24 protein-coding genes, 2 pseudogenes and 1 riboswitch are annotated in these 25979 nt (G+C 63.8%); of the genes and pseudogenes, 24 read left to right on the top strand and 2 right to left on the bottom strand.

The window, feature by feature from the left end; genetic code table 11:
* Positions 1 to 13 precede the first annotated feature (13 nt).
* The 13 genes from UP06_RS31490 (at position 14) to UP06_RS31430 (ending at position 13798) form a co-directional block, all read left to right on the top strand.
* Complete coding sequence (locus tag UP06_RS31490) at positions 14 to 1153, top strand: zinc-binding dehydrogenase (protein WP_045007557.1); 1140 nt, start codon at positions 14 to 16, stop codon at positions 1151 to 1153.
* 111 nt (positions 1154 to 1264) lie between these two features.
* Positions 1265 to 2263 carry an MBL fold metallo-hydrolase gene (locus UP06_RS31485; RefSeq protein ID WP_045007556.1) on the top strand — a complete coding sequence of 333 codons (999 nt, stop codon included), beginning with the start codon at positions 1265 to 1267 and terminating at the stop codon, positions 2261 to 2263.
* Between the two features lie 183 nt (positions 2264 to 2446).
* Complete coding sequence (locus tag UP06_RS31480) at positions 2447 to 2998, top strand: NADPH-dependent FMN reductase (RefSeq protein WP_045007555.1); 552 nt, start codon at positions 2447 to 2449, stop codon at positions 2996 to 2998.
* A gap of 120 nt (positions 2999 to 3118) precedes the next feature.
* Positions 3119 to 3436, top strand: coding sequence for an FtsB family cell division protein (locus tag UP06_RS31475; RefSeq protein ID WP_045007554.1), 318 nt, complete (start codon positions 3119 to 3121; stop codon positions 3434 to 3436).
* 124 nt (positions 3437 to 3560) lie between these two features.
* Positions 3561 to 4949 (top strand): glycerophosphodiester phosphodiesterase family protein, encoded by a 1389-nt coding sequence (locus tag UP06_RS31470; protein WP_050032286.1) that lies wholly within the window; start codon positions 3561 to 3563, stop codon positions 4947 to 4949.
* A gap of 170 nt (positions 4950 to 5119) precedes the next feature.
* Positions 5120 to 6142, top strand: a complete 1023-nt coding sequence (pdhA, locus tag UP06_RS31465) for a pyruvate dehydrogenase (acetyl-transferring) E1 component subunit alpha (protein WP_045007553.1) — start codon at positions 5120 to 5122, stop codon at positions 6140 to 6142.
* Between the two features lie 29 nt (positions 6143 to 6171).
* The gene (locus UP06_RS31460; protein ID WP_045007552.1) at positions 6172 to 7557 is read left to right on the top strand and encodes a pyruvate dehydrogenase complex E1 component subunit beta; all 1386 of its coding nucleotides are present in this window, start codon (positions 6172 to 6174) and stop codon (positions 7555 to 7557) included.
* A 3-nt stretch (positions 7558 to 7560) separates the two neighbouring features.
* On the top strand, positions 7561 to 7863 hold the full coding sequence (locus UP06_RS31455; RefSeq protein WP_045007551.1) for a DUF5076 domain-containing protein: 303 nt from the start codon (positions 7561 to 7563) through the stop codon (positions 7861 to 7863).
* Between the two features lie 2 nt (positions 7864 to 7865).
* The gene (locus UP06_RS31450; protein WP_050032285.1) at positions 7866 to 8318 is read left to right on the top strand and encodes a nucleoside deaminase; all 453 of its coding nucleotides are present in this window, start codon (positions 7866 to 7868) and stop codon (positions 8316 to 8318) included.
* Positions 8319 to 8380: 62 nt separating this feature from the next.
* Positions 8381 to 9733: a pyruvate dehydrogenase complex dihydrolipoamide acetyltransferase gene (locus UP06_RS31445; protein WP_045007550.1), complete on the top strand. Its 1353-nt coding sequence runs from the start codon at positions 8381 to 8383 to the stop codon at positions 9731 to 9733.
* Between the two features lie 131 nt (positions 9734 to 9864).
* Positions 9865 to 11286, top strand: coding sequence for a dihydrolipoyl dehydrogenase (gene lpdA, locus UP06_RS31440; protein ID WP_045007549.1), 1422 nt, complete (start codon positions 9865 to 9867; stop codon positions 11284 to 11286).
* Positions 11287 to 11502: 216 nt separating this feature from the next.
* Positions 11503 to 12744: a threonine synthase gene (locus UP06_RS31435; protein ID WP_045007548.1), complete on the top strand. Its 1242-nt coding sequence runs from the start codon at positions 11503 to 11505 to the stop codon at positions 12742 to 12744.
* Between the two features lie 82 nt (positions 12745 to 12826).
* Entirely contained in the window at positions 12827 to 13798 is a 972-nt protein-coding gene (locus tag UP06_RS31430) for a tripartite tricarboxylate transporter substrate binding protein BugD (RefSeq protein WP_045007547.1), read from the top strand.
* A 148-nt stretch (positions 13799 to 13946) separates the two neighbouring features.
* Here UP06_RS31430 and UP06_RS31425 read toward each other — a convergent pair whose 3' ends face one another.
* Positions 13947 to 16118, bottom strand: a complete 2172-nt coding sequence (locus UP06_RS31425) for a lytic transglycosylase domain-containing protein (RefSeq protein WP_045007546.1) — start codon at positions 16116 to 16118, stop codon at positions 13947 to 13949.
* A gap of 326 nt (positions 16119 to 16444) precedes the next feature.
* Here UP06_RS31425 and UP06_RS31420 point away from each other — a divergent pair, with 326 nt between their 5' ends.
* The gene (locus tag UP06_RS31420) at positions 16445 to 18181 is read left to right on the top strand and encodes an adenylate/guanylate cyclase domain-containing protein (RefSeq protein WP_045007545.1); all 1737 of its coding nucleotides are present in this window, start codon (positions 16445 to 16447) and stop codon (positions 18179 to 18181) included.
* Between the two features lie 21 nt (positions 18182 to 18202).
* Here UP06_RS31420 and UP06_RS31415 read toward each other — a convergent pair whose 3' ends face one another.
* Complete coding sequence (locus UP06_RS31415; RefSeq protein ID WP_045007544.1) at positions 18203 to 20632, bottom strand: TonB-dependent receptor; 2430 nt, start codon at positions 20630 to 20632, stop codon at positions 18203 to 18205.
* A 123-nt stretch (positions 20633 to 20755) separates the two neighbouring features.
* Positions 20756 to 20961, bottom strand: a riboswitch (cobalamin riboswitch).
* Between the two features lie 164 nt (positions 20962 to 21125).
* Here UP06_RS31415 and UP06_RS41725 point away from each other — a divergent pair.
* The 10 genes and pseudogenes from UP06_RS41725 to UP06_RS31375 all read left to right on the top strand — a co-directional run bounded on the left by UP06_RS41725 (position 21126) and on the right by UP06_RS31375 (position 25848).
* A complete protein-coding gene (locus UP06_RS41725; RefSeq protein WP_197087431.1) occupies positions 21126 to 21302 on the top strand; it encodes a hypothetical protein in 177 nt (58 codons plus the stop codon).
* 527 nt (positions 21303 to 21829) lie between these two features.
* A pseudogene (locus tag UP06_RS31410) lies at positions 21830 to 22590 on the top strand (fumarylacetoacetate hydrolase family protein); the annotation flags it as partial.
* A gap of 1 nt (position 22591) precedes the next feature.
* Positions 22592 to 22683 (top strand): annotated as a pseudogene (locus UP06_RS42270) (fumarylacetoacetate hydrolase family protein); the annotation flags it as partial.
* Positions 22683 to 23258, top strand: a complete 576-nt coding sequence (locus UP06_RS31405) for a cytochrome b (protein ID WP_045007543.1) — start codon at positions 22683 to 22685, stop codon at positions 23256 to 23258. The pseudogene UP06_RS42270 and the gene UP06_RS31405, both read left to right, overlap by 1 nt.
* 78 nt (positions 23259 to 23336) lie before the next feature.
* The gene (locus UP06_RS41720; protein ID WP_045007542.1) at positions 23337 to 23594 is read left to right on the top strand and encodes a hypothetical protein; all 258 of its coding nucleotides are present in this window, start codon (positions 23337 to 23339) and stop codon (positions 23592 to 23594) included.
* 94 nt (positions 23595 to 23688) lie between these two features.
* The gene (locus tag UP06_RS31395) at positions 23689 to 23910 is read left to right on the top strand and encodes a hypothetical protein (protein WP_045007541.1); all 222 of its coding nucleotides are present in this window, start codon (positions 23689 to 23691) and stop codon (positions 23908 to 23910) included.
* A gap of 85 nt (positions 23911 to 23995) precedes the next feature.
* Positions 23996 to 24577 (top strand): hypothetical protein, encoded by a 582-nt coding sequence (locus UP06_RS31390; protein WP_045007648.1) that lies wholly within the window; start codon positions 23996 to 23998, stop codon positions 24575 to 24577.
* Positions 24574 to 24870, top strand: a complete 297-nt coding sequence (locus tag UP06_RS31385; RefSeq protein WP_045007540.1) for a DUF1488 family protein — start codon at positions 24574 to 24576, stop codon at positions 24868 to 24870. Before UP06_RS31390 ends, UP06_RS31385 begins: the two co-directional genes overlap by 4 nt.
* Positions 24867 to 25064 carry a CbtB domain-containing protein gene (locus tag UP06_RS31380; protein ID WP_045007539.1) on the top strand — a complete coding sequence of 66 codons (198 nt, stop codon included), beginning with the start codon at positions 24867 to 24869 and terminating at the stop codon, positions 25062 to 25064. The genes UP06_RS31385 and UP06_RS31380 overlap by 4 nt, the downstream gene beginning before the upstream one ends.
* 10 nt (positions 25065 to 25074) lie before the next feature.
* A complete protein-coding gene (locus tag UP06_RS31375; RefSeq protein WP_045007538.1) occupies positions 25075 to 25848 on the top strand; it encodes a CbtA family protein in 774 nt (257 codons plus the stop codon).
* The last annotated feature ends 131 nt before the right edge of the window (positions 25849 to 25979 follow it).

Raw genomic sequence — 25979 nt, 5'->3', positions numbered from 1 at the left:
AGGGAGGATCGACATGAGCGACGGCAAGAGCGGCCTGCAACTGCGTTCGCTGATCAAGACAAGCGGAGAGCTCGAGATCTCGCTCGTCGACGTGCCGACCCCCGAGCCTGGCCCGGACGAGGTCGTCGTCCGCGTCGAGGCGGCGCCGATCAACCCATCCGACCTCGGGCTTCTGGTCGGCGCCGCCGACATGAGCACGACGAAGGCCTCCGGCACGAAGGACGCTCCGGTCATCACCGCGAAGGTGCCGGAGGGTGCGATGCGGGCGATGGCGGCTCGCCTCGATGAATCGATGCCAGTCGGAAACGAGGGCGCGGGCGTCGTCATCAGGACCGGCTCGTCCGATGCAGCGAAGGCGCTCCTGGGCAAGACCGTCGCCATGATCGGCGGCGCGATGTATGCCCAGTATCGCACTCTCAAGGTGCGCGAGTGCCTGCCGCTACCATCAGGCACCACGCCGGCGGAAGGCGCTTCATGCTTCGTCAATCCGCTGACGGCGCTCGGCATGACCGAGACCATGCGGCGCGAGGGCCACAAGGCACTGGTGCACACCGCGGCCGCCTCCAATCTCGGCCAGATGCTGAACAAGATCTGCATCAAGGACGGCATTCCTCTGGTCAACATCGTGCGCAGCAAGGAGCAGGCCGACATCCTGCACAAGATCGGTGCCAAATATGTCGTCGACTCCTCTGCACCGAGTTTCCTCGGCGATCTCACCAACGCGCTGGTCGAGACCGGCGCCACCATCGCCTTCGACGCCATTGGCGGCGGCAAGCTCGCGGGCGATATCCTCAACTGCATGGAAGTCGCGATCAACAAGACCGCGAAGGAATACAGCCGCTACGGCTCCAACGTGCACAAGCAGGTCTATGTTTACGGCGGACTCGATATCCGCCCGATCGAATTGCCACGCGGCTTCGGCATGGCCTGGGGCGTCGGCGGCTGGCTGCTGTTTCCGTTCCTGATGAAGATCGGGCAGGCGGACGGCGCGAAACTTCGCCAGCGCGTGGTCGACGAGTTGAAGACGACCTTCGCTAGCCATTACACCAAGGTGGTGTCGTTGCAGGAGACGCTCGAACCGGCCAACATCGCGGTCTACGCCAAACGTGCCACCGGCGAAAAATTCCTCATCAACCCGAATAAATCTTCGTGATGTACGACGGCACATCACCGAAAGAAGGTCTTGCCTTCTGAGCGAAGCGGGAGATTATTCCGCCGCGTTAAAAGCGGAAAAACCGCACAGCGCTCAGAAGGGGACATCTCCATGATAGATCTCAAACGCCGTCACCTGCTCGCAGGCGCCGCCGCTGTCGGCGCAGCTGCCGTGACCGGACTGCGACCAATTGCAACCAATGCGGCGGTGCCGCAAAGCGGCGCGCAGGCGCCGGGCTTCTACCGCTACAAGGTCGGGTCCTACGAGTGCACCTCGATCAATGACGGTGCGCGTTCGTTCCCGATGCCCGACAAGTTCGTCGTCAACATCCCGAAGGAAGAAGCCCTCGCCGCGGCCGATGCTGCCTACATGCCAAAGGGCATGGTGACCGTGCCGTTCAATCCGCAGCTCATCAACACCGGCTCCAAGCTCGTGCTGATCGATACCGGCAACGGCGTCACCAATCTCGAGGCGAGCAAGGGCGCGGTCGGCCGCACGCTGCAAAACCTTCAGGCTGCCGGCGTCGATCCCAAGACGATCGATGCCGTGCTGCTGTCGCATCTGCATCCTGACCACACCAACGGCATCCGCCTGGCCGACGGCGCGCTCGCCTTCCCGAATGCCGAGATCATGGTGCCGGGCAAGGACTGGGAATTCTGGACCAGCGAAGACAACGCCGCCAAAGCCGAGTCCAATGCGATGATGAAGGGCTACTTTGCCAACGTGAAGAAGACCTTCGCCGGCCTCGAATCCAAGGTGACGAAGTATGATTGGGGCAAGGAGGTCGCGCCAGGCATCACCTCGATCGGGACGCCGGGCCATACGCCCGGTCACACCTCTTTCGCGATCGCTTCGGGCGACGCAAAAGTGCTGATCCAGTCCGACGTCACCAACATCCCGGAGTTCTTTCTGCGCAATCCGGACTGGCACGTTGCGTTCGATACCGACGGTCCCCTGGCGCAGCAGACGCGCCACAAGTTCTACGACATGGCGGCGGCCGAGAAGGCAACTGTGATCGGCTTCCACTTCACCTTCCCCTCGGTTGGACATGTCGAGAAGGACGGTGCCAAATACCGCCTGATCCCGTCGGCGTGGAATCCAACGATCTGATCGAGGTGACGCAGTTGCGCTAAAGATCGGGCCGCCTCTTGGCGGCCTGATTGTTTTGAGCGACCGTCTGCTTTCGTGAAACGCTGGGTTTCCAAATCCAGCCGGTACATGCACTTGCATCCATTGGCCGGGATCGCTTAAGTGCCGCCCCGGCACTCCCGCTCAAGACTTCGAGGACAACCCATGGCCTACAACATCGTCGTAATCGCCGGCAGCCTGCGCAAGGACAGCTTTTCGCTGAAGATCGCCAATGCGCTGACAAAGCTCGCGCCGGCCTCGCTCAAGCTCGAGGTCGTCACACTGGCAGGCATCTCGTTCTTCAATCAGGATCTCGAGGGCGCGCCGCCCGCGGACTGGCTGGCTTTCCGCGATAAGCTCCAGAAGTCGGACGGCGTTATCTTCGTCACGCCGGAATACAACCGCGCGATCCCGGGCGTTCTGAAGAACGCTATCGACGTCGCCTCGCGGCCCTATGGCAAGAGCTCGTTCAACGGCAAGCCGGTCGGCATCGTCTCCAACTCGCCGGGCCCGCTTGGTGGCGTCAGCGCCGCCAAGACGCTCCAGAACATCCTGCCGGGCATCACCGGCCCGATCATGCAGCAGCCGGAGATCTATCTGAACGCGGTCGGCGATGCCTTCGATGCCGACGGCAATCTGGCCAAGGAGTCCCTGAAGCCCGTGCTCCAGGCGTATATCGACGCCTTCGCTGCGCACGTGGCGAAGCATCACGGCTGAGGACGCGCTCTCCGTCATGCCCGGCACAAGGCCGGGCATGACGTTTGGGGCGGGGCATCGGAGCGAGGCCGGGCAGGGGACATTAGCACTCCCTTAACCAAGCTGCCCCATCTTGCCAAAATGGTCTCCCGCGCGCGTCTGAAATCGATCCTGACCGGTCTCGCCCTCTACGCGATGGCGGCCGCCATCGTCGGCTATTTCGGCGTCAACGCCTATACCGGCAAATACGGCCTCAACGCCCGCCAGGAACTCGACCGGGAGATCATCGCGCTGACGAGCGAGCTGGCGCAGCTCAAGCGCGAGCGCGCCAGGAATGAGCAGCGCGTGTCGCTGCTGCGCTCCGAGAAGATCGATCCCGACATGCTGGACGAGCGGGCGCGCTATCAGCTCGACTATGCCAATCCGCATGATCTCGTTCGGATGACCCCGGCGAACTGAACAGAGCGTCCCCGTCGCAAGCGAAGGCTCGTTTTCGCCCCTTTTCGTCATCTGCCTGTCAGAGAAGTGAGACAAGACGACAAGCCCGGCATTCGATGCGATGCCGTGAAGATGGAGGCTTGTGATGCGGGACAATCGTTTGCAGCGGAAGGTACATATTGGAGCGATGCTGCTCGGCGCGGCGGCCCTGGCGTTGCTTCCATCGTCGATGGCCTTCGCACAGACTGGCCCGGCGCCGGCCAGCGCCAAGCACTTCCTGACCGTTGACGGAAAAGCACCGTTGATTCTCGGACATCGCGGCGTGCCCGGGCTGATGCCCGAGGAGACCGAGGCGTCGTACGAGCTCGCCGCGGCGCTGGGGACTGACGCGCTCGAAGAAGACCTGCATCTCACCAAGGATTGCGTGCTGGTTGCTCGCCACAACCCCTGGCTGGCCGACAACACCAATGTTGCCGAAGTGGCGAAGACCAATGCGGCCGTGGCGGCCCGCAAGCGCACGGTGCCCGGTGTGCGCGTCAAGGCGCCGGCCCCCACCAATGGGCCCGCTGACTACCTCATCGATCTCACCGATCCGGCCGATCCCAAATCGGTGCTGAAGTCATTGATCGTCGACGGCGAAGACCATACCAACGACTGGTCGATCACCGACTTCACCATGGCCGAGCTGAAGAGCTGGATCGCCGGCACCACCTATGATGCGGCCAACGAAAGGCCGAAGGTCTTTAACGGCAAGTTCCCGGTCATCAGCTTCCAGGACATCATCGACATCGCCAAGGCCAAGAGCAAGGAGACGGGGCGTTCCATCCTCGTCTATCCCGAAACCAAGAATCCGACCTGGAACAATGCCCAGGCGATCGCCAATGGCTGCGGCGCGTCCGGCAGCCATCCGCTCGAGGATGCCCTGATCAAGATCATCAAGGAGAACGGCCTCAATACGAAGGACGCGCCTATCCTTGTTCAGAGCTTCGAGCCCGGCAGCCTCAAATATATGCGCGGCCATGGCCTGGAGACGCGGCAGGTCCAGCTCGTCGACGGCAACGGCATCGACTTCAAGACTGGCAAGGTCCTGCTCAACAACATCACCAATTCCCGTCCGTTCGACTGGACGGTGTCCGGTGACCCGCGCCTGTACGATGCAATGCTGACCCCGGAGGGCCTAGCGGAGATCAAGACCTATGCCGACGGCATCGGGCCGTGGAAGGCTTACATCGTTCCGCTCAAGATTGCGCCGTGGAAGGACAGCAATGCCGACGGCACGCCCTACAAGGGATCAACGCCGGAGGCTTCGACGCAGGAGCCGACCAGCCTGATTGCCGATGCGCACAAGCTCGGCCTGTTCGTGCATGTCTTCACGTTCCGGAACGAGAAGAAATATCTGGCCGCCGACTATCACGCCGATCCGGCCCAAGAATATCTCAAATTCTTCCGTCTCGGCGTCGATGGGGTCTTCACCGACTTCACGCATACCGGCGTTGGTGCCCGCACAGCCTATCTGCGAGAGCTGGGCTGGTGAGCCCGGCTTCGCGGCGGAGCTAATGTTGCCTGATCGGCGTCAAAGGTTTTGCAAAATTTCGACCACGTTGCAGTGCGGCATAATGAAAGTCGTGCCATGCCGCCGCAGCGCTTTCGCGCGCGATTGAGTTAGGTTAGAGAGGACTTAGATTTCTCTGACCCGGAATTCCCATGGCCGCACTCAAGAAAGCCGCCGCAAGCGCACCACAGGACAAGATCAACGGCGGTTCTCCCCCGGAATTCACCAAGGAGCAGGAGTTCAAGGCGCTCCGCGACATGCTCCGGATCCGGCGATTCGAGGAAAAGGCCGGCCAGCTCTACGGCATGGGCGCCATCGGCGGCTTCTGCCATCTCTATATCGGCCAGGAGGCCGTGGTGGTCGGCATGCAGATGGCCCTGAAGCAGGGCGATCAGGTCATAACCGGCTATCGCGATCACGGCCATATGCTGGCCACCGGCATGGAAGCCAACGGCGTCATGGCCGAGCTGACCGGCCGGCGCGGCGGCTATTCCAAGGGCAAGGGCGGCTCCATGCACATGTTCAGCAAGGAGAAGCACTTTTACGGCGGCCACGGCATCGTCGGCGCGCAGGTCTCGCTCGGCACCGGTCTCGCGTTTGCCAACAATTATCGCAGTAACGGCAATGTCAGCGTCACCTATTTCGGCGACGGTGCGGCCAACCAGGGCCAAGTCTATGAGAGCTTCAACATGGCGGAGCTCTGGAAGCTGCCGGTGATCTATGTCATCGAGAACAACCGCTATGCCATGGGCACCGCGGTGTCGCGCGCCTCCGCGCAGCAAGATTTCTCCAAGCGCGGCGCATCCTTCAACATTCCCGGCATGCAGGTTGACGGCATGGACGTCCGCGCCGTGAAAGCCGCCGGCGACGAAGCTGCCGCCTGGTGCCGCGCCGGCAAGGGACCGATGATCCTGGAAATGCAGACCTACCGCTATCGCGGCCACTCGATGTCCGACCCTGCAAAATACCGCACGCGTGAGGAAGTCGAGAAGGTCCGCCACGATCAGGATCCGATCGAGCAGGTCCGTAATCGCCTCCTGGCTGCCAAGGTGAGCGAGGCCGACCTGAAGGCGATCGACGCCGAGGTGCGCGACATCGTCAACGCGTCTGCCGACTTTGCCCAACATGATCCCGAGCCGGATGCCGCCGAGCTCTGGACCGACGTTTATCGCTGAACGCGCGCAAGCTTTCTTTTGGAGTCGATATGCCAATTCAAGTGCTGATGCCCGCGTTGTCGCCCACGATGGAAAAGGGCAACCTTGCCAAGTGGCTGAAAAAAGAGGGTGAGACGATCAAGTCCGGCGATGTCATCGCCGAGATCGAGACCGACAAGGCCACCATGGAGGTCGAGGCGACCGATGAGGGCACGCTCGGCAAGATCCTGATCGCCGAGGGCACCGCCGACGTTCCCGTCAACACGCCGATCGCGACCATTCTTGCCGATGGCGAGACCGCGGCTGATCTTGCGAAAGCGCCCGCACCGGCCAAGCCAGAGAAGGCTGCGGAGTCCGCAGCACCGGCCGCCGCAAAGGCTGAGGCGCCTGCACCCAAGGCTGCCCCCGCGCCGCACGTCGCCGAGCCCGATCCGGAAGTGCCCGCCGGCACCGAGATGGTGACGCAGACCATCCGCGAAGCGCTGCGCGATGCCATGGCCGAAGAAATGCGCCGCGATGCGGACGTCTTCGTGATGGGCGAAGAGGTCGCCGAATATCAGGGCGCCTACAAGGTGACGCAAGGCTTGCTCCAGGAGTTCGGCGCCAAGCGCGTGATCGATACGCCGATCACCGAGCACGGCTTTGCCGGCATCGGCGTTGGCGCCGCGATGACCGGGCTGAAGCCGATCGTCGAGTTCATGACCTTCAACTTCGCCATGCAGGCGATCGACCAGATCATCAACTCCGCCGCCAAGACGCTCTACATGTCCGGCGGCCAGATGGGCTGCTCGATCGTGTTCCGCGGCCCGAACGGCGCTGCCGCGCGCGTCGCCGCCCAGCACAGCCAGGATTACGCGTCCTGGTACTCCAACATCCCGGGCCTAAAGGTCGTCGCGCCGTTCTCGGCCGCCGATTACAAGGGCCTGCTCAAGGCTGCGATCCGCGATCCCAATCCGGTGATCTTCCTCGAGAACGAGATGCTCTACGGCCACACCGGCGAGGTGCCGAAGCTCGACGACTTCGTGATCCCGATCGGCAAGGCGCGCATCGTCCGCTCAGGCAGCCATGTCACGATCATCTCCTGGTCGAACGGCATGTCCTATGCGCTGAAGGCGGCTGACGAGCTTGCGAAGGACGGCATCGAGGCCGAGGTGATCGATCTGCGCACGCTGCGGCCGATGGACACCGAGACCATCATCAACTCGGTCAAGAAGACCGGTCGCGCCGTCACGGTGGAAGAGGGCTGGGCCCAGAGCGGCGTCGGCGCCGAGATTGCCACGCGCATCATGGAAAACGCGTTCGACTATCTGGATGCACCGGTCGCGCGTGTCACCGGCAAGGACGTGCCGATGCCCTATGCCGCGAACCTGGAAAAGCTCGCGCTGCCGTCAGTGGCCGAAGTTGTCGAGGCCGCCAAAGCTGTCTGCTACAGGTAGGCCATGGCGGGCCCGAAGGAGCAGCCATTGCCGCCCGACGTCCTCGCCCGCGATGATGCGGTCGAGATTCTGCGCGTATTCGTGCTGGACGGCGGGCTGTCGATGGCGTTCCAGCGGGCCTTCGAGGAGCCCGACATGTGGGGCCTGCTGCTGGTCGATCTCGCCCGCCACGCCGCGCGTGCTTATGCGCGCGAGAGCGAATATACCGAGGAGGACGCCATGAACCGGATCCTCGATATGTTCCAGGCCGAGATCGAGCGGCCGACCGACACCGGCACCACGACACCGCGCGGGAAGGGGCACTGACAGTGGCGATCGAAGCCCATCATTTCGATCTTATGCTCGAGGCGATCCGCGAGGCGGAAGCCTCGATCGCGCAGGGCGGCTTGCCGATCGGCGCCGTGCTGACCCGCGACAACAAGATCATCGCCCGCGGCCACAACAACCGCGTGCAGGAGAACAACGTGATCCTGCACGGCGAGATGAGCTGCCTGCGCGAGGCCGGCGCGATCACATTCCACGATACCGTCATGTACACCACGCTGTCGCCATGCTCGATGTGTGCCGGCGCGCTCGCTTTGTTCAAGGTCCAACTGGTGGTGATCGGGGAATCCGTTACCTTCCCGGGCTCCAAGGACATCCTCGACAAGTTCGGAATCCCCTGGATCGACCTTGCCGACGACCGCTCCATCACCATGATGAAGAATTGGCGTTCCATCCCTGCCAATGAGCGCCTGTGGCAGGGCGACATCGGCAACTAAACCTGGTCTGTTCGTCTTCGCTGTCGGAGACGGATTTTTGCAAAGTTCTTCTTGAGGTCAGCATGCCCATCAACATCCTGATGCCCGCTCTCTCGCCAACGATGGAGAAGGGCAACCTCGCCAAGTGGCTGAAGAAGGAAGGCGACAAGGTCAAATCCGGCGATGTCATCGCCGAGATCGAGACCGATAAGGCGACCATGGAGGTCGAGGCCATCGACGAGGGCACGATCGCCAAGATCCTGGTGCCCGAGGGCACGCAGGACGTCCCGGTCAACGACGTGATCGCGGTGCTGGCCGGCGAAGGCGAGGACGTGAAGGCCGCTAGTGCCGGAGCTGCGAAGCCCAGCGCCGCGGCTGCACCGCCAAAGGCTGCTCAGGCTCCTGCTGCCGCACCGGCGCCCGCGCCGGCCGCGCCCAAGGCTGCGCCGCCGCCTGCTGCTCCGGCACCGCAGGCTGCCGCACCGGCCGCACAGAGCAACGGCCATGGCGGCCGCGTGTTCTCGTCGCCGCTGGCACGCCGTCTCGCCAAGGACGCCGGCATCGATGTTGCGATGGTCACCGGCAGTGGCCCGCACGGTCGCGTGGTCGCGCGCGACGTCGAGCAGGCCAAATCCGGCAAGGGCCTCAAGGCACCCGCGGCAGCTCCGTCCGCCGCGCCCTCGGTCGCGCCGACCATGTCGGACAAGCAGATCCTGTCGCTGTTCGAGCCCGGCTCCTACGAGGTCGTCCCGCATGACGGCATGCGCCGCACCATCGCGCAGCGCCTGACCGCATCGATCCAGAACGTCCCGCACTTCTATCTCACCATCGACTGCGACATCGGCAAGCTGCTCGCCGCACGCGAGGAGATCAACGCCGCCGCGCCGAAGGACAAGGAGAAGAAGCCGCTCCACAAGATCTCGGTCAACGACTTCGTCATCAAGGCGATGGCGGTCGCGCTCCAGAAGATTCCGAACTGCAACGTGAGCTGGACTGAAAGCGGAATGGTCAAGCACCACCATTCCGACGTCGGCGTCGCCGTGGCGATGCCTGGCGGCCTGATCACGCCGATCATCCGCAAGGCCGAGACCAAGACGCTGTCGACCATCTCCAACGAGATGAAGGATTTTGCGGCGCGGGCCCGCTCGCGCAAGCTGAAGCCGGAAGAGTACCAGGGCGGCACCACCGCGGTCTCCAACCTCGGCATGTTCGGCATCAGCCACTTCACCGCCGTGATCAACCCGCCGCATGCGACCATCCTTGCGGTCGGCACCAGCGAGGAGCGCCCCGTCGTGCGCGGGGGCAAGATCGAGATCGCGAACATGATGAGCGTGACGCTCTCCTGCGATCACCGCGCCATCGACGGCGCGCTCGGCGCCGAGCTGATCGGTGCGTTCAAGCAGCTGATCGAAAACCCCGTCATGATGATGGTGTGAGCCGCGGACGGTGAATACGTAGGGTGGGCAAAGGCGCAAGGCGCCGTGCCCACCCTATTTCATAGCGTTGGAAGGCGGTGGGCGCGCTTCGCTTTGCCCACCCTACGAAGTTCAGTTGAATGGGAGCCGCAATGGCCGACACATCCTTCGACGTCATAATCATCGGCTCTGGTCCCGGCGGCTATGTCACCGCGATCCGTGCCGCCCAGCTCGGCTTCAAGGTCGCGATCGTCGAGAAATCCTATCTCGGCGGCATCTGCCTGAACTGGGGCTGCATTCCGACTAAGGCGCTGCTGCGCTCGGCCGAGATCTATCACTACATGCAGCATGCCAAGGATTACGGGCTGTCGGCCGACAACGTCTCGTTCGATCCGAAGGCCGTGGTGCAGCGCTCGCGCGGCGTCTCGAAGCGGCTGAACGACGGCGTCGGCTTCCTGATGAAGAAGAACAAGGTCAGCGTGATCTGGGGCGCCGCTTCGATCGACGCGCCCGGCAAGGTCACAGTGAAGAAGTCCGACGTCGAGGCGCCCAAGGGCGCGCTGGGCGAGGGCGCCTATCAGGCCAAGCACATCATCATCGCGACCGGCGCGCGCCCGCGCGTGCTGCCGGGGCTCGAGCCCGACAAGAAGCTGATCTGGACCTACTTTGAGGCGATGGTGCCGGAGAAGATGCCGAAGTCGCTGCTGGTGGTCGGCTCCGGCGCGATCGGCATCGAGTTCGCCTCCTTCTTCCACACCATGGGTTCGGACGTGACCGTGGTCGAGGTGCTGCCACAGATCCTGCCGGTCGAGGACGCCGAGATCGCGGGGCTTGCCCGCAAGCGCCTCGAGAAGCAGGGCCTCAAGATCATGTCCTCGACCAAGGTGACGAAGCTCGAGAAGAAGGCCGACAGCGTAGTCGCCACCATCGACGACGGCAAGGGCAAGCCGGTCACGACCGAGTTCGAGCGCGTGATCTCGGCGGTCGGCGTCGTAGGCAACATCGAAAATCTCGGCCTGGAAAAGCTCGGCGTCAAAACCGATCGCGGCTGTATCGTGATCGACGGCTACGGCAAGACCAACATCCCCGGCATCTATGCCATCGGCGACGTCGCAGGTCCGCCGATGCTGGCCCACAAGGCCGAACACGAAGGCGTGGTCTGCGTCGAAGCGATCAAGGGTCTGCACCCGCATCCCATGGACAAGCTCCTGATCCCCGGCTGCACCTATTGCAACCCGCAGGTCGCCTCGGTTGGTTTGACGGAAGCCAAGGCCAAGGAAGGTGGCCGCGAGATCCGCGTCGGTCGCTTCCCCTTCGTCGGCAACGGCAAGGCCATCGCGCTTGGCGAAGACCAGGGTCTGGTCAAGGTGATCTTCGATAAGAAGACCGGCCAGCTCCTCGGCGCCCACATGGTCGGTGCGGAAGTGACCGAGCTGATCCAGGGTTACGTCGTCGCCATGAATTTGGAGACGACGGAAGAAGAGCTGATGCACACGGTGTTCCCGCATCCGACGCTGTCGGAGATGATGAAGGAAGCCGTGCTCGATGCTTACGGGCGGGTGTTGAATATTTGATGGGTGCGCGAGGCACCCGTCAGACCCGTCATCCTGAGGTGCGAGGTCAGCGGTGCGGAGCACCGTTGGCCGAGCCTCGAAGGATGAACGGCCGAGACGTAGCAGCCGGGCTGTCGCCCTTCGAGGCTCCCCATCCGGCGCGTTGCGCCGCATGGCTCGCACTTCAGAGTGACGGTCTAATACCGAACGGATCAGAACAAGAAGAGGGCTCACCCCATGCACGACAACGACAACCTCACCATCGAACGCCCCACCTTCGTCACCCATCTCGAATGCGCGATGGAGGGCGATCATTACGCGGCCGATGAGGTCCATAATCTCTCCAAGGTCGGCAAGCCGCTGCTGGTGCGCTATGACCTCGCCGGCGTGAAGAAAACGCTGACCAAGGATGCGCTGGCGCAGCGCCCCGCCGACATGTGGCGCTACCGCGAGCTGCTGCCGGTGCGCAAATGCAAGGACATCGTCTCGCTCGGTGAGGTGACGACGCCCTTGATCCGGCTGCCCAAGCTCGGCGCGAAGCTCGGCGGCGGCGAGATCATCGTGAAGGACGAGGGACGGCTGCCGACCGGCTCGTTCAAGGCGCGCGGCCTCGTCATGGCGGTGTCGATGGGCAAGGCGCTTGGCATCAAGCACATGGCGATGCCGACCAACGGCAATGCCGGCGCGGCGCTCGCGGCCTATGCGACCTCCTGCGGAATCAAGACCACGATCTTCTGCCCGGCCGACACGCCGGAGGTGAATGTCAGCGAGATCGAGCTCCAGGGCGCGACGGTCTATCGCGTCAACGGCTATATCGACGATTGCGGCAAGATCGTCGGCGAGGGCAAGGCCAAGGTCGGCTGGTTCGATACCTCGACGCTAAAGGAGCCGTATCGCATCGAAGGTAAGAAGACGATGGGGCTGGAGCTCGCCGAGCAGCTTGGCTGGGACGTGCCCGACGTGATCTTCTATCCGACCGGCGGCGGCACCGGCCTGATCGGCATGTGGAAGGCTTTTGACGAGCTCGAAAAGATCGGTTTTATCGGTTCAAAACGCCCGCGCATGGTCGCGGTGCAGGCGTCCGGCTGCGCGCCGATGGTGCGGGCCTATGAAGCCGGCACCGAGCATGCGACGCGCTGGGAGGATGCCCACACCATCGCCTCCGGCATCCGGGTGCCGCAGGCGATCGGCGATTTCCTGATCCTGCGTGCCGTGCGCGAGAGCAAGGGCTTTGCCATCGCCGTCGACGACGACAAGATCTCGTCGGCGCTGAACGAGGTCGCGCGTGAGGAGGGGCTGTTGCTGTGCCCCGAGGGCGCCGCGACCTACGCCGCCTATAAGGACAGCCTCGCCGACGGCCGCGTCAGCAAGACCGACCGCGTTATGCTGTTCAACTGCGCGACCGGCCTGAAATATCCGCTGCCGCCGGTCACGCGCACGCTGGACCGCCACAAGCCGATCGACTTCTCCCAGTTCTAGCGCGGCAATACGTCACCAACGACCCCTCTTCCCGTTTGCGGGGAGAGGGCAAAAATAAGAATGACGTCGTCGGGAGGACACCATGAAGAAAGCCGTCTGGGCTGCGCTGATCGGCATTGTCGCGTTCGCAGGCACGGCGCGCGCCGACGATTATCCTTCGCATCCCATCACCATCATCGTCCCGTTTGCGGCCGGCGGCCCGTCGGATGCAATGGCGCGGGTCCTTGCTGAGCGCATGCGCGTGACGCTCGGCCAGCCGCTGGTGATCGAGAACGTGACCGGCGCCGGCGGCTCGATCGGCGTCGGCCGCGCCGTGCATTCACCGCCCGACGGCTACACCATCTCGTTCGGCCATCTCGGCACCCATGTGGCCAACGGCGCCGTCTACAAGCTCAATTATGATCTCGTCGCCGATCTCGAGCCGGTGGTGCTGCTGCCGAGCAACCCGATGATCGTCGTCAGCAAGAACGCCGTGCCCGCGACCTCGCTGAAGGAGCTGATGGCTTGGCTGAAGTCGCGCCCGTCGCCGCCAACGGCCGGTACAGCCGGGGCCGGTTCCGGCAGCCACATCGCCGGCGTCTATTTCGAGAGTGTCTCCGGCATCAAGCTGCAATACGTGCCCTATCGCGGCACGGCGCCTGCATTGAACGATCTGATCGCTGGCCAGATCGACGTCATCGTCGACCAGACCTCTAATTCCATCAACCAGGTCCGCGCCGGCACCATCCGCGCCTATGCCATCACCGACGACAAGCGCCTCGCGTCGGCGCCAGAGATTCCGACCGCGGCGGAGGCGGGGCTGAAGGGCTTCAACATGACGCTGTGGTCGGGCATGTGGGTGCCCAAGGGCACGCCGAAGGAGATCGTGACGAAGCTCAACGCCGCCGCCGTGGAGGCGCTGAACGATCCAGCCGTGAAGAAGCAGCTCGAGAGCCAGGGCCTGGAGATGACGCCGCAGGATCAGCTCACGCCTGATGCGCTCGGCACTCGCCAGAAGGCCGAGATTGCAAAGTGGTGGCCGATCATCAAGGCGGCGAATATTACGGTGGAGTGAGGCGCGCTCAGCTATGTCGCCTCATTCTCGGACCTCATCCTGAGGAGGCCGCGTAGCGGCCGTCTCGAAGGATGGATGTGCGCGACAGCAGGGCCTTCATCCTTCGAGACGCCTGCTGCGCAGGCTCCTCAGGATGAGGAGTTCGACCTCACTCCGATCCCGTAAACCCCACTGGCGTCGCCGCAGCGCGCGGGGCGGCAGCGGCATCCTGCGTCACCACGCGCTGATCGCTCTTGCCGGCCATCGCACCGCTGCCCTCGAACCGCGCGCGGTAGACCAGCACATTCTCGATCACGCGCTGCACATAGTTGCGCGTCTCCGACAGCGGGATGCGCTCGACCCAGTCGACCGGATCGACCTTGGGATCCCTGGGGTCGCCATGCGCCTGCACCCATTCGCGCACACGACCGCGGCCGGCATTGTAGCCGGCGAAGGTCATGATCTGGTCGCCGCGATATTCCGACAGCAGAGCGCTGAGCTCGGCTGCGCCCATCTGCGTGTTGTAGACGGGATCGGAGACCATCCTGTCCCAGTCATAGGTCACGCCGAAGCGCTTGGCGGTGTCGCGGCCGGCTTCCGGCGTCACCTGCATCAGTCCGACCGCGTTGGCGGCCGACTTGTCACGCTGGTTGAACGAGCTTTCGGTGCGCGCCACCGAATAGATCACGCTGGTCTCGATGGCCGGCGCAACCTGCTTGTGCTCGGGGATACCGATGGTCGGGAAGGCGTAATGGTCGAGCGCGAGCCCGCGCGCCAGCGCCGACTTGCCGATCTCGAGCATGACGCGCGCGTCATTGCGTTGGCCGGCGAGTTCGCCGAGCCCTTCGAGGGCTGCGACGTCGGTGCTCTCCTTGGCAAAGTCCTCGGCATAATAGAACACCGTGTCGCGCTCGCCGATCCCGTACAGCATGTCGGCGGCACGCACGCGTTCGTCCGCGGGTGGCGTGTCGGCTGAAGCCAGCACAGGCGAGGGCGGGCGCAGCTCGATCCGGTCGAGGCCAAGCCTTGCGCGCGCGAGCTGGCCGTAATAGGCGGTCGGATAGCGCGCGGCGGCCTGATAGCTCAGGCGTGCGTCGGCCGTTGCGTTCATCGCCTCCGCCGCTCGGCCGCGCCAATAATGCGCCCGAGACAATGCGATCGGATTGGCCGAGCCCTCGTCGATCGCGGCGAAGTGCATTAATGCGGTTTTGGGATCGTCGAGATAGCGCAACGCGATCCAGCCGCACATGAAGTGATAGTCGACGCGGTAGACCTCCATCTCCGGCACCGCGGCGGCGCGCACCACGTCATAGGCGGTCCTCGACTTGCCCTGGTCGAGCAGTTTTCGCGCGAGCAGGCGCCGCTCGCGCCACCAGGCGTCCGTATCCTGCGCCGCCATCGTGTCGGGCGATGCGGCCAAAATCACTTCGGCCGCATCGTCGATGCGGTCCTTCTGGAGGTGCCATTGCGTGCGGCACAGAACGTAGCCGAGGTCGCGGCGCGCATCGGCTGATACGTCGTCGAGATAATCCTTGGCCTTGTTTTCCTTGCCATTGACCGCAGCGCAGGCCTTGACGATCGCGAGCGCATCCTCGCCGAGACGTTTTGCCACGCGCCGCGCACCGGCGTAGTCCTTGGCGCCCAGACGTTTGTCCATGCGTGCGCGATGGTCGTCCGCGGTCAGGAGATCGTGGAATGCTTCGTAGGAATCCTCTTCGCTGCGCTCGGACAATTCATCCATGCGCCAGGCTTCGCGGACGAGACGCGTGGCCCTGTCGCTGTCGCCTTCCGTGAGCAGCACGCGGGCGAGCGCAAACTTGCCCTTGGCGCTGGTCGGCCGATCCATCGTGAATTTGTGCACGGTGGCCGCGTCGCTCTTCTCCTGCCACAGCCGCGCCTCGGCGCGCCGGCGCAGCAGTGCGCTGCTCGGCCAGTCCGGATTGGCGGCGAGGAAGCCGGCGTAGCGCTTGAAATTCGCGGTGCTCTCGGAATGGCGCAGCATGAACCAGTCGGCGAGTTTTTGCCCGGCCGGATCGGCGATCCGGTCGCGTGCCGCGCTCGCGTCATCGGTCTTGCCCTTGCGCGCGAGGTCGATGGCGTCCTTCAGCGCGGCGAGGTCGCCGGTGAGCGGCGGCGGTGCCGGCTTGTCTGCGGGCTCGTCGTCCTGCTTCTTCGACTTGCGTTTGGCCTCGGCATGTTTGCCGTGCTTGCCGGCCTTGGCCTCATGCGTCTTCTTTGACGCTGACGATTTGTGACTGCTCTTCGCTGCCAGCTCCGTCGGAAGGAGCGCCACAGCGGCCATGGCAATGACACACGCGAGCGAGCGTAGGCACTGGTTCATTCCGTGGTCCCCCTGCGAAACCAGTACAAACCAAAGTCCGCGACGACATGCGGCTCGAGAATCAGAACGCTATCAAAAACCGTGACACAGCATCGTTTCGCATTCCTCACGCTGTCGCAACAATGCGGCAAAATACGGATGGAACGCGGGAACTTGTGCAACGGGGGATAGAATGAGGCCTTTAATCTTTGTTAACGATTAAGGCTGGCGCGACGGTTGTGGGCGGTCGAGGGCGCCACGAATGGCCAGATTGCGCATATTCCCGCACCAAAAACCGGTGTAATGAGTTCCCGGACCCGTCCTTTTTCAGCTTTTGTTCCGCACATATGCCGATTTTCAACCAGACGATCCGGCGCAAAATCGTCGGCATCGCCCTCGGATTGATCGTCCTGATGCTGGTCACCTCGATCCTGTCGATGGTGATGTCGAGCCAGGTCGGAATCCTCCTTGACGAGCTGACCGACCGCTACATCCCGGCCTATGGGGATCTGGCGCGCGCCAATATCCGTTCGCTGGAGCGATCGGTCGCACTGCGGCGCATGGTCATGATGAAGATGCAGGCGCCTTCCGAGGAGGAGGCCTATGCGGCGCGTCTTCGCGAGTTCGAGGAGGCGGACCGGAAGATCGACGAGGAGGCCGAGGCCGCGCGCAAGCACATCAACGCGATCATCGACGATACACGGACGCCTTCCGACAATGCCGCGCTGGCGCGGATCGAGACCCGGATCGAGACCGCCGTCACCGAGCTGCGCCGCGACCAGAACGAGGACCATGCAAAGCTCCTCAAGCAGATCGACGCCAAGCAGATGGCGGAGGCGAGGGGCACGCTCGAGCACATCGACGCGCTGCGCGACCAGTTCAACCAGAAGATCGACGCGATCCGTTCCGACATGCTCAAGCAGGTCTTCGCCTCTACGTCGCAGGTGATCCGCCACCAGCGGCAGGCGATCATCATCTCGGGCATCGTGACCCTGCTCGCGGCGATCGTCGGATTTGTCTTTGCGCTATTGGTCAGTAGCGGGATCACCCGTCCGGTGCGGCTGCTGCTCGCCGGCACCCGCGAGGTCGAGGCCGGCCGCTTCGACAAGGCCATCACTGTCTCGACCCAGGACGAGATCGGTGAGCTTGCCGCTGCCTTCAACCGCATGGTCGAGCAGTTGCGCCAGAACGAGCGCATCCGCGAGACCTTTGGCCGCTACATCGATCCCAAGGTGGTGCAGGGCCTGATCGACCGGCCGGAGGTCGCCATCGACGGCCAGCGCCGGGTGATGACCATCATGTTCTGCGACATGAGCGGCTTCACCTCGATGAGCGAGGGCATGACCCCGCGCGGCCTCGTCAAAGTGATGAACCACTATTTCACGGTGATGTCCGGCCCGATCCGGAACAACCGCGGCGTCATCGACAAATATATCGGCGACGCCATCATGTCCTATTGGGGCCCGCCCTTCATCGAGGAGGACGAGCAGGCCGTTCTTGCAGGCCTTGCCGCCGTCGACATGATCGAGCAGGTGCCGGCGCTCCAGAAGCAATTGCCGGATCTGCTCGGCATCCGTGCCATGCCCGCGCTCTGCGACCTGAGGATCGGCATCGCCACCGGCGAGGTCTTGACCGGCAGCATCGGCTCTGAGCTGATGATGAGCTTTACCGTGATGGGCGACGCGGTGAACCTCGCCTCGCGGCTGGAGGCAGCCAACAAGGTCTACGGCACCCGCATCCTGATCGCGCAGGCGACCGCAGATGCGATCGGATCGCGTCTCGAATTGCGCGAGATTGATCGTCTCGCAGTGGTGGGCCAGAGTGCACCGCAACCCGTCTTCGAGGTGATGGGCAGGACGGGTGCGCTGACCGCGCCACAGGAGAGCCTGCGGCAGCACTATGCCACGGGGCTCGCGGCCTATCGCGCGCGCTGTTTCGATGAGGCGCGCACGGCGTTCAACGCCGCGCTGGAGAGCGTCCCCGGCGACGGCCCCTCGCAAACCATGCTCACCCGCATTGTGCAGTTCGACACCAGTCCGCCTGCTGCTGATTGGGACGGCGCCTGGCGGATGGAGCAGAAATAACCGATTCAGGCCGAGCGCAGATCACCACTTGAACGAAGCGGCCACCTCATAGCTGCGCGGTGCGCCCAGGATGATCTGGTCGGTGTATCCAGGGTCGCCCCAGGCGGCGTAAAGCTTGTTGGTCAGGTTCTTCACGCGGAAGCTGATCCGGGTCTGGTCGACACCAGGGAAATAGGCCTTCGGGATGTCGACGAACGCGAACGCGTCGAAGATCGTGTAGGCGTTCATGATGACCAGATTGTCCTGGAAGTTGAAGCGGTCGCCGACGTGACGGACCGAGCCCCCGATCTCCACCGGCAGTATTGTGTCGAAGCGATAGGACGCACCGGCATTGGCGATGAAGTTCGGCACGTTTGGCGGCGTCTTGCCGGAATAGGATTGGAACACCCCGTTGTCGTCGACATAGTTGAAATCGATGAACCGCGACTGCACGAAGGCGACATTGCCCCACAGCTTCAGCCCGCCAACCGGGTTGATCGCGCCTGCGATCTCGATGCCCTTGGATTCCATCTTGCCAGCCACGTTGAACTCGATGCCGCTTTCGGGGACATAGACGTTCTTGCGCTCGATATCGAAGGCCGAGAACGTGAACTCCGCCCGTTTGTCGGCCGATTGCACCTTCACCCCGGTCTCGTAGGTCCGCGACGTCGTCAGTAGCAGCGGCACTGACGGCGCGAGGATGAAGATGTTGGCCACGGTCGGATCGGCGGCGGTCGCATACTGGCTGTACAGCATCACGCCGGGCGCGATGTCCCAGGTGTAGCCGACCCGTCCAGTGATCGGATTGAATTTCTTCGAGAACGGGTAGCCCTTTGCCGACTCCAGGGTGCCGTCGGGAAAGAAGCGGGTCCGCGCCAGCTCGATATCCTCGAAGCGAATGCCGCCGATCAGGGCGAAGGTCGAGGTCAGCTTGAGCCGGTCCTCGAACGACAGCGCCGTCATGTCGAGATGCGTGTAGATCTTCTCGTCGCTGCGGGGCCCATAGAGGCCGCGGTCCGGATTGAGGAGGTCGACGTAATCATTGAAGAACAGCGTATCCTGCGAGACGTTGAACTGGCTGCTGCTCGCCGCCACGGTGGCGACAAATCGATTGTCCATTCCGCCGATGTTGGAATTGATCGTCAGGTCGGTGATGTTGCCGTAGAGCCGCTGTGCGTGATCGAGCGCCAGGCGCTCGCGATAGATGCTTTGCGCGCCGGCGAAGTTGCCTACGGTCTGGTCGAACGACGAGATCTCGTTGTTGAACCAGTGCCGGTGGGCATCATAGCCGTAGACCTGACTCTTCAGCGAGATGTTGTTGGTGATGTCCCATTGAAAGCCGCTGCGCAGCCAGAGCTCGCTGGCGCCGCTGTGATTGTCGAGCACATTGTAGTTCGTTGTCAGCGTGCGCGCGTCAACGGTGACCGGGACCGGCGTGCCGCCGCCGAGATAATAGTTGCTCCACTGGCCCGACACGATGCCGTTGGTCGGCACGATGCCCGGTGCGTTGACCGGCACCAGCGGCGTTCCCCAATAGAAGCGGTCGCTGTCCTGCTTGTACTCGGCCGCGCCCCAGATCTTGAAGCTTTCATTGACGCGATAATTCAGCTGGCCGGAGACGTTGCTGAGCTTGGAGTAGGTGTCGTCGATAAAGCCCTTGTCGTTGGAATGGCTGATGTCGAACCGATAGTCGAGGCCGTCGACCAGCATGCTGCCGCCCGATCCGTAGCCGGCGCGGTAGCCGTGGAATGAGTCGTAGGAGGTGAAGGCCTCGTTGACGATCGGCCCTATGTGCGGCGCCTTGGTGACGTAGTTGACGGCGCCGCCGGTTGCGCCGAGGCCCGCCACCAGCGAGTCCGGTCCCTTGATGATCTCCACTTGCTGCAAGCCGGCGACGTCCATGGGGCGGCCGGTCATGGTCGACGGCCCGATCGGGATGCCGTTGTAGAGCGTGGTGAGCTGATCCCCGCTGAAGCCGCGCATCGAGAAGATGGCGGGCGCGCCAGGTGCATCGCCGCCGGTCACGCCAACCGCCGCCTTGGCAACGTCGGTGGTGGTTCTGATGCCCCGGTCCTGCATGGTCTGCTGGCTGATGACCTCGACGGTGGCCGGCGCCTCGCGTGCCGTGATCCCGAGCCGGGAGCCGACGTCAGTGACGGCGGCCGTGTTCAGCGGCGTCTGCACCGTGCCGCTCGGAGGCAGACTTGCCGGGGCCGCAACGGCCGGAGCTGTGGGCTTGCGCCCTGCGGCCCGGCGCGCTGTACGTGATCTCTGATTGCCGGGGCTCACGGCGGCAGCTGGCCTCGGACCGGACGGGGAGACGACGATCGGGCCGACCTCCCGGGAGGGCTTATCCTGGGTCGCACTTTGCGCGATCGCCGTGGAAGACAGCGATGCGGACGAGAGCAGGGCGATCAGGAAGGCACGCGAAAACCCTGGCGTGACGCCAGAAGCGAAATGTGGATTTTGCACAACAATACTCTGCGGCGACGCAACAAAATGTCACCGCGGTTGCCTAGTCATCTGCCTTCGCCCCAGGCGGCAGATGCACCGGCTACTTGTCCGACATCGAGGCACCCCGCCCAATGCGTTCGCGCGTGACCATGGCTGGTAGCAGGTTTCCTGGCTCGCGGGTCACTGCCTTCGACCACCTTCCCAGAGACCCAAACGGGCTCCAGTGGTTTTCTGGTCGTCGGCTATCCGCCTACAGTTGCGGGGGCAGCCGCGGAATAGCCCGCCGAGACGGGCGCACCGCATTCCCTTGGAGAGTCCTTGCAGACACTACCGATCACGAAACTGGCACCTGCTTTGGGATGCGTCAATATCGGGAATGCCTGCGGCGCAACGCGCCTGCCAAGTGTGTCTTTCCGGACAAAAAGAGATTCTACTCCATAATGATGTTGGCCGTGACCTATTTCCCGGGCTTAGATTTGTCGTCCTTGAGGCGTTTGATGGGGATACGCCGATGACAGATCTTGAGGACAGGCTGGAACGGTTCGAGACGCTCACCGCCGAATGCGAGTTGATCACCAAGCTCGCCACCGACAGCAAGAAGCGCGAATTTTACCTGAAACTTTCCGAGCAATACCGCCAGCTGGCGGTGGATATGCGGCAGGCAATTGCGACCAAGGCCGCAGCCTGACGCCGCGGAAGGGTGACAGTCGGATCGAGGCGCGATGCCGGGCATCCCTGCCTTTGCGGGATTTCGCGCGATCGCAAGCCGTTCTTAACGTTTGGCACGCATCCTCGATGCGGATGTGAGGGATGCCCATGCAATTCCTCATGTTGGGAATGCCGGGGCTCGTTGCGATGCAGCAGTCCCACGGAGTGCGGTCCCATGCGTCTCCTTGTGGTCATTGTGTTTGCCCTCATGACGGCAGCGTGTAATCAGGAGCAGGATATCACCGGCTCGACCGCGTCTTGCCCGGTGCGGAACTACAGCTCCTACAATGCCCGCGACATGAACCAGTGCGTCAATGCCTGCAAATCGTGCGACCACGGCAATACGGTGACTTGCACCACCTCCTGCACGCTCAGGGGTGCGCACTGAGCGGCGCATCGGGGGCTTTGCAAGGATCGTTGCACGGATCGCAACCGCGCCATCTCCCTGCCGCCATCGTTCCGGATGGATCGACCTGATAGGCTGGTTCCAGCGTCAGGGGACATCGGATGAAATTCGCAAGCTTTGAAATCGACAACGCCGCCTCATGGGGCCTGGTGGAGGGCAATGACGTCGCCGATCTCGGTGCCGTCCCGGGGAGCCGCTACCCCGACCTGAAATCGGCGATCGCCGCAGGCGCGCTGGCCGAGGCCGCAGCTTCCGCTGCCAAGGCCAAGCGTCATCCGCTGTCGAAGATCGCCTTCCTGCCGGTGATCCCGAACCCGGACAAGATCCTCTGCATCGGCCTGAACTACGAAAACCATCGCAAGGAGACCGGGCGCACGGAGGTCGAGAACCCCACCGTGTTCGGCCGCTTCGCCAACAGCCAGACCGGGCATCTCACCAATATCATCCGCCCGAAGGTCTCGACCCAGCTCGACTTCGAGGGCGAGCTTGCGGTCGTGATCGGCAAGGCCGGCCGCTACATCCCGCGCAGCGAGGCGTGGGGCCATATCGCCGGCTATGCCTGCTACAATGAGGGCAGCGTGCGTGACTATCAGCGCCACACCCACCAGTTCACGCCGGGCAAGAATTTTCCCGCAACCGGTGGCTTCGGCCCATATCTGGTGACGGCCGACGAGGTCGGCGATGTCCGCCGCTTGCGGCTCCAAACCCGGCTGAACGGCGAGCTGGTGCAGGACACCACCATCGACCAGATGATCTTCGATATCCCCCGCCAGATCGAATATTGCTCCCAGTTCACGCGGCTCGAGCCCGGCGACGTCATCGCCACCGGCACGCCCGGCGGTGTCGGCTCGCGGCGCACCCCNCCCCGCCGATCTGGATGAAGGCCGGTGACGTCGTCGAGGTCGAGATCGACAAGGTCGGCCTGCTGCGCAACGGAATTGCCGACGAAGCCTGATGCCGGTGGATGAGACGACGGCCTATGCGCCGCTGCTGCGCAGGATTCACTGGGCGACGGCGGTGCTGTTCATCACAGCCATGCTGATCGGTTTCTATTGCGGCCTCCAGCCGCCGGGCACGTCGCCGCGCCGCGAACTGCTGGAGGTGCACAAGTCGCTCGGCATGACGTTGCTGTTCCTGTCGGCCCTGCGGCTGATGGTGCGGCTGGCCACGCAGGTGCCGCCTGAGCCGTCGTCGTTCGGCGCGCTGGTGCGCTTCGCGGCGCGACTCAATCACGTCGCGCTCTATGCCATCCTGTTCGCGATGCCGCTCACCGGCTACGCGTTCTCCTCGGCCGGCGGCTACTCGCTGAAATACTTTTGGACATTCAGCTGGCCGCGGCTGGTGACCGATAGTCCGGCGATTGCTCATGCCGGCGAGGTGACGCACGACGCGCTCGCCTGGGTCGTCTATGCCGCCGTCGCGTTGCACATTGCTGCGACCGCTTGGCACGCCGTGGTGACGCGCGATGGAACACTGGCGCGGATGTGGCCGCGGTCGGGGAACAGCGGACGCTGGGACGCCACCCGATAGGCTGACGGTGCCCCGGCACCGGAACGATTTCCATGAGATCGTCATTGAAGGAGCAGGCAGGACGCGGAGTCCGATGAAATGGGTATGCTCGATCCTGGTCGATTTCTGGTGTCGTGCTCGCATTGCGAGGCATGGCCGATGGCGGCCAACGTCAAACGTGCGAGCTGGTCGGCGCAGCCGCACGAGGTCCGCTTCGTGTGCCCGCGCTGCTGCCGCGAGGAGACCGCGATCGTCTCCGCCTCTGGCGAATTGACGCCGATCCGGCGCATCGACACTCCGCCGCGCGACGTCACCACAGCCTGGGCTCAGGCCCAGCGACCGCGCGGGCGATCATAGGCAGCCGTGCATCGGACCTCGCGTGATCCCGGTTTGGAACCCGGGCGTCCCTCAGACGTTCCTGCCCTGACATCAATACATCGAGGCTGGGCGAATGATCAGCGAGCATTTCGACACCCGCACACGGATCAACATGAAGCTGGCGCTTGATCGGATTTGCCGCAATCGCCCCAGCGGCGACGATCACGGCTTCCGCAAATCGGTCGCCGAAAACATCATCCGCTGCGCGCTCACGGGCCGCACCGGTCTCGGCCAGCTCGTCGATGCCGGCGAGCGGGCGGTGATCAAGACTCGCTCGGAGAGGACGTCCGCCTAGGGCCGGTCCGCTGGTCGCGTGCGAGCCACATCGGGGCGGTTCACCTCCCGGCAAATGTGGTAGCGTCGCGGTCAGGAGATCAATGATGGCCACCGACATGCTTTCGTCCCACGCCGACCGTTTCCGGCTTCACCCGGTCGCGCCGCGCCATGCCACGATGTTCTGCTTTGCGCTGCTGACGATCTCATGTGCGCTCGCAAGCTTCGCGCTCGCCTGCGCGACACCGTTTGCGGCGTTCGCGGTGGTTGCGCCGGCGATGCTGCCGCTGCGGCCGGCGCTGCTGGTCGTCACCGGGGCGTGGCTGGTCAACCAGACCATCGGCTTCGGCGCGCTGCACTATCCCATCGACGTCAGCACGATCGCCTGGGGCTTTGTCATCGGCGCCGCTGCGCTCGCCGCGACTGCGGCATCGTCGGCCATGCTCCGCGCGCTGCCACAGGGCCGCACACCGCTGGTGCTCGCGCTCACCCTCGTCGTTGCCTATGCGGCTTATGAGTTCACGCTGCTGGCCGCGGCGCCGTTTTTGGGCGGAGAGGGCGCCTTCACCTTGGCCATCGTGACGCGGATTGGGCTGACCAGCGCCGTGTGGCTCGGCGGCCTCGTCGCTGCCTGTGAGATCGTCCGTATGATCGATCCGTTCGGGCGCGGCCGCGCGATGTCGGCTTGAACGACGAAGTCCGATGGCGTGACGACATCGCGTCCGTGGTCTTTCCGGTCCGGGGACACGGCGCGATTTGCGCCGTGCATCGCGGCGCATTCCGCACCCTGATCGGCGTAGAGCCCTCGCCGGAGGATTGCCTCGGCTATTTCCGCCGTTTCGAGGCTGCATTCCGGGAGGCGGCCAGCGCCAAGATCGCCCGCAAGGGCATTTCTGTGGGGATGAGCCTGCATCTTACCAGTCGCGACGTCGCCCGGAAGCTGCTAGAAGACTACCAAATCGCTAACGGAGAAAAGTCATGAGCCAATCCCAGCTCTCGAATGCTCAGGTCACGCATTTCCCGGTCGCCGCCGGGCAGGTGGGCCGGCTTTCGCAAGCCTTGATGGCCATGGTGCTCGGCCTGTTCGTCGTCGGAGTCGTCGGCTTCTCGCATATCGACGTCGTCCACAATGCCGCGCACGACGTGCGCCATTCGAACGCCTTCCCCTGCCACTAACCGGGGCGGCATGAGCACGTTTCGTTCGATCGTTTTCTCGTCGGTCATTGCCGGTTTCATCGTTGGTCTCCTCGTCACGGTCGCCCAGCAGTTCGGCACCGTTCCCCTGATCCTGAAAGCCGAGGTCTTCGAGAAGGCCACGGAGACCCATCAGCATGAGGCGGCGCCGCAGCCGGCCGCAGCTGGCCATGACCATGCAAGCCCTGAACACGCAGGTCATGACCACGCTTCTCATGATCATGGCGCTGAAGCGTGGGAGCCGCGAGACGGGTTCGAGCGCAACGCCTACACGGCTGCCGCCAACGTGCTGACCGCGATCGGCTTCGCGTTGCTGCTGGCCGGATTCTTCGCCGTCCGTAGCGGTGCGACCGGCGAGCGCGTCTCCTGGCACGAAGGACTGATGTGGGGATTGGCGGGTTTTGCCGTCTTCACCATTGCCCCCGGCCTCGGCCTGGCGCCGGAGTTGCCGGGCGTGCCGGCCGCGCCGCTCGTGTCACGCCAGATCTGGTGGACGGCGGCTGCGCTGGCGACTGCTGCGGGCCTCGCGTTGATCGTGTTCCGCCGTTCGGTGCCGGCGGTCATTGCCGGCGTGATCCTCCTGATCCTGCCCCACTTGATCGGTGCGCCCGAGCTCGCGCAGGTCGAGACCAACGTGCCGTCCTCGCTCACGCATCAGTTCGTCACGGCTGTCACGGTAACCAGCCTGGTGTTCTGGAGTTCGCTTGGTGCGGTGACGAGCGCGATCTTCGCGCGTTTCGATCATGGTGCTGATGCGCGCGTCTAGATCTGGTTAGGCCTCGTTTTGGCCCACCGCGGCTGATCTGACTTCACGATGCTGTCTCGGTTGCCCGACGGGCAAAACACTTGCGAAGTCCGTCAAGCCGTGAGCCTGAAAATATTCCACTTTACCGAAAT

The organism is Bradyrhizobium sp. LTSP857, assembly GCF_000938285.1.
Classification (GTDB): domain Bacteria; phylum Pseudomonadota; class Alphaproteobacteria; order Rhizobiales; family Xanthobacteraceae; genus Bradyrhizobium.
This window is presented reverse-complemented; position numbering and strand designations above follow the sequence as displayed.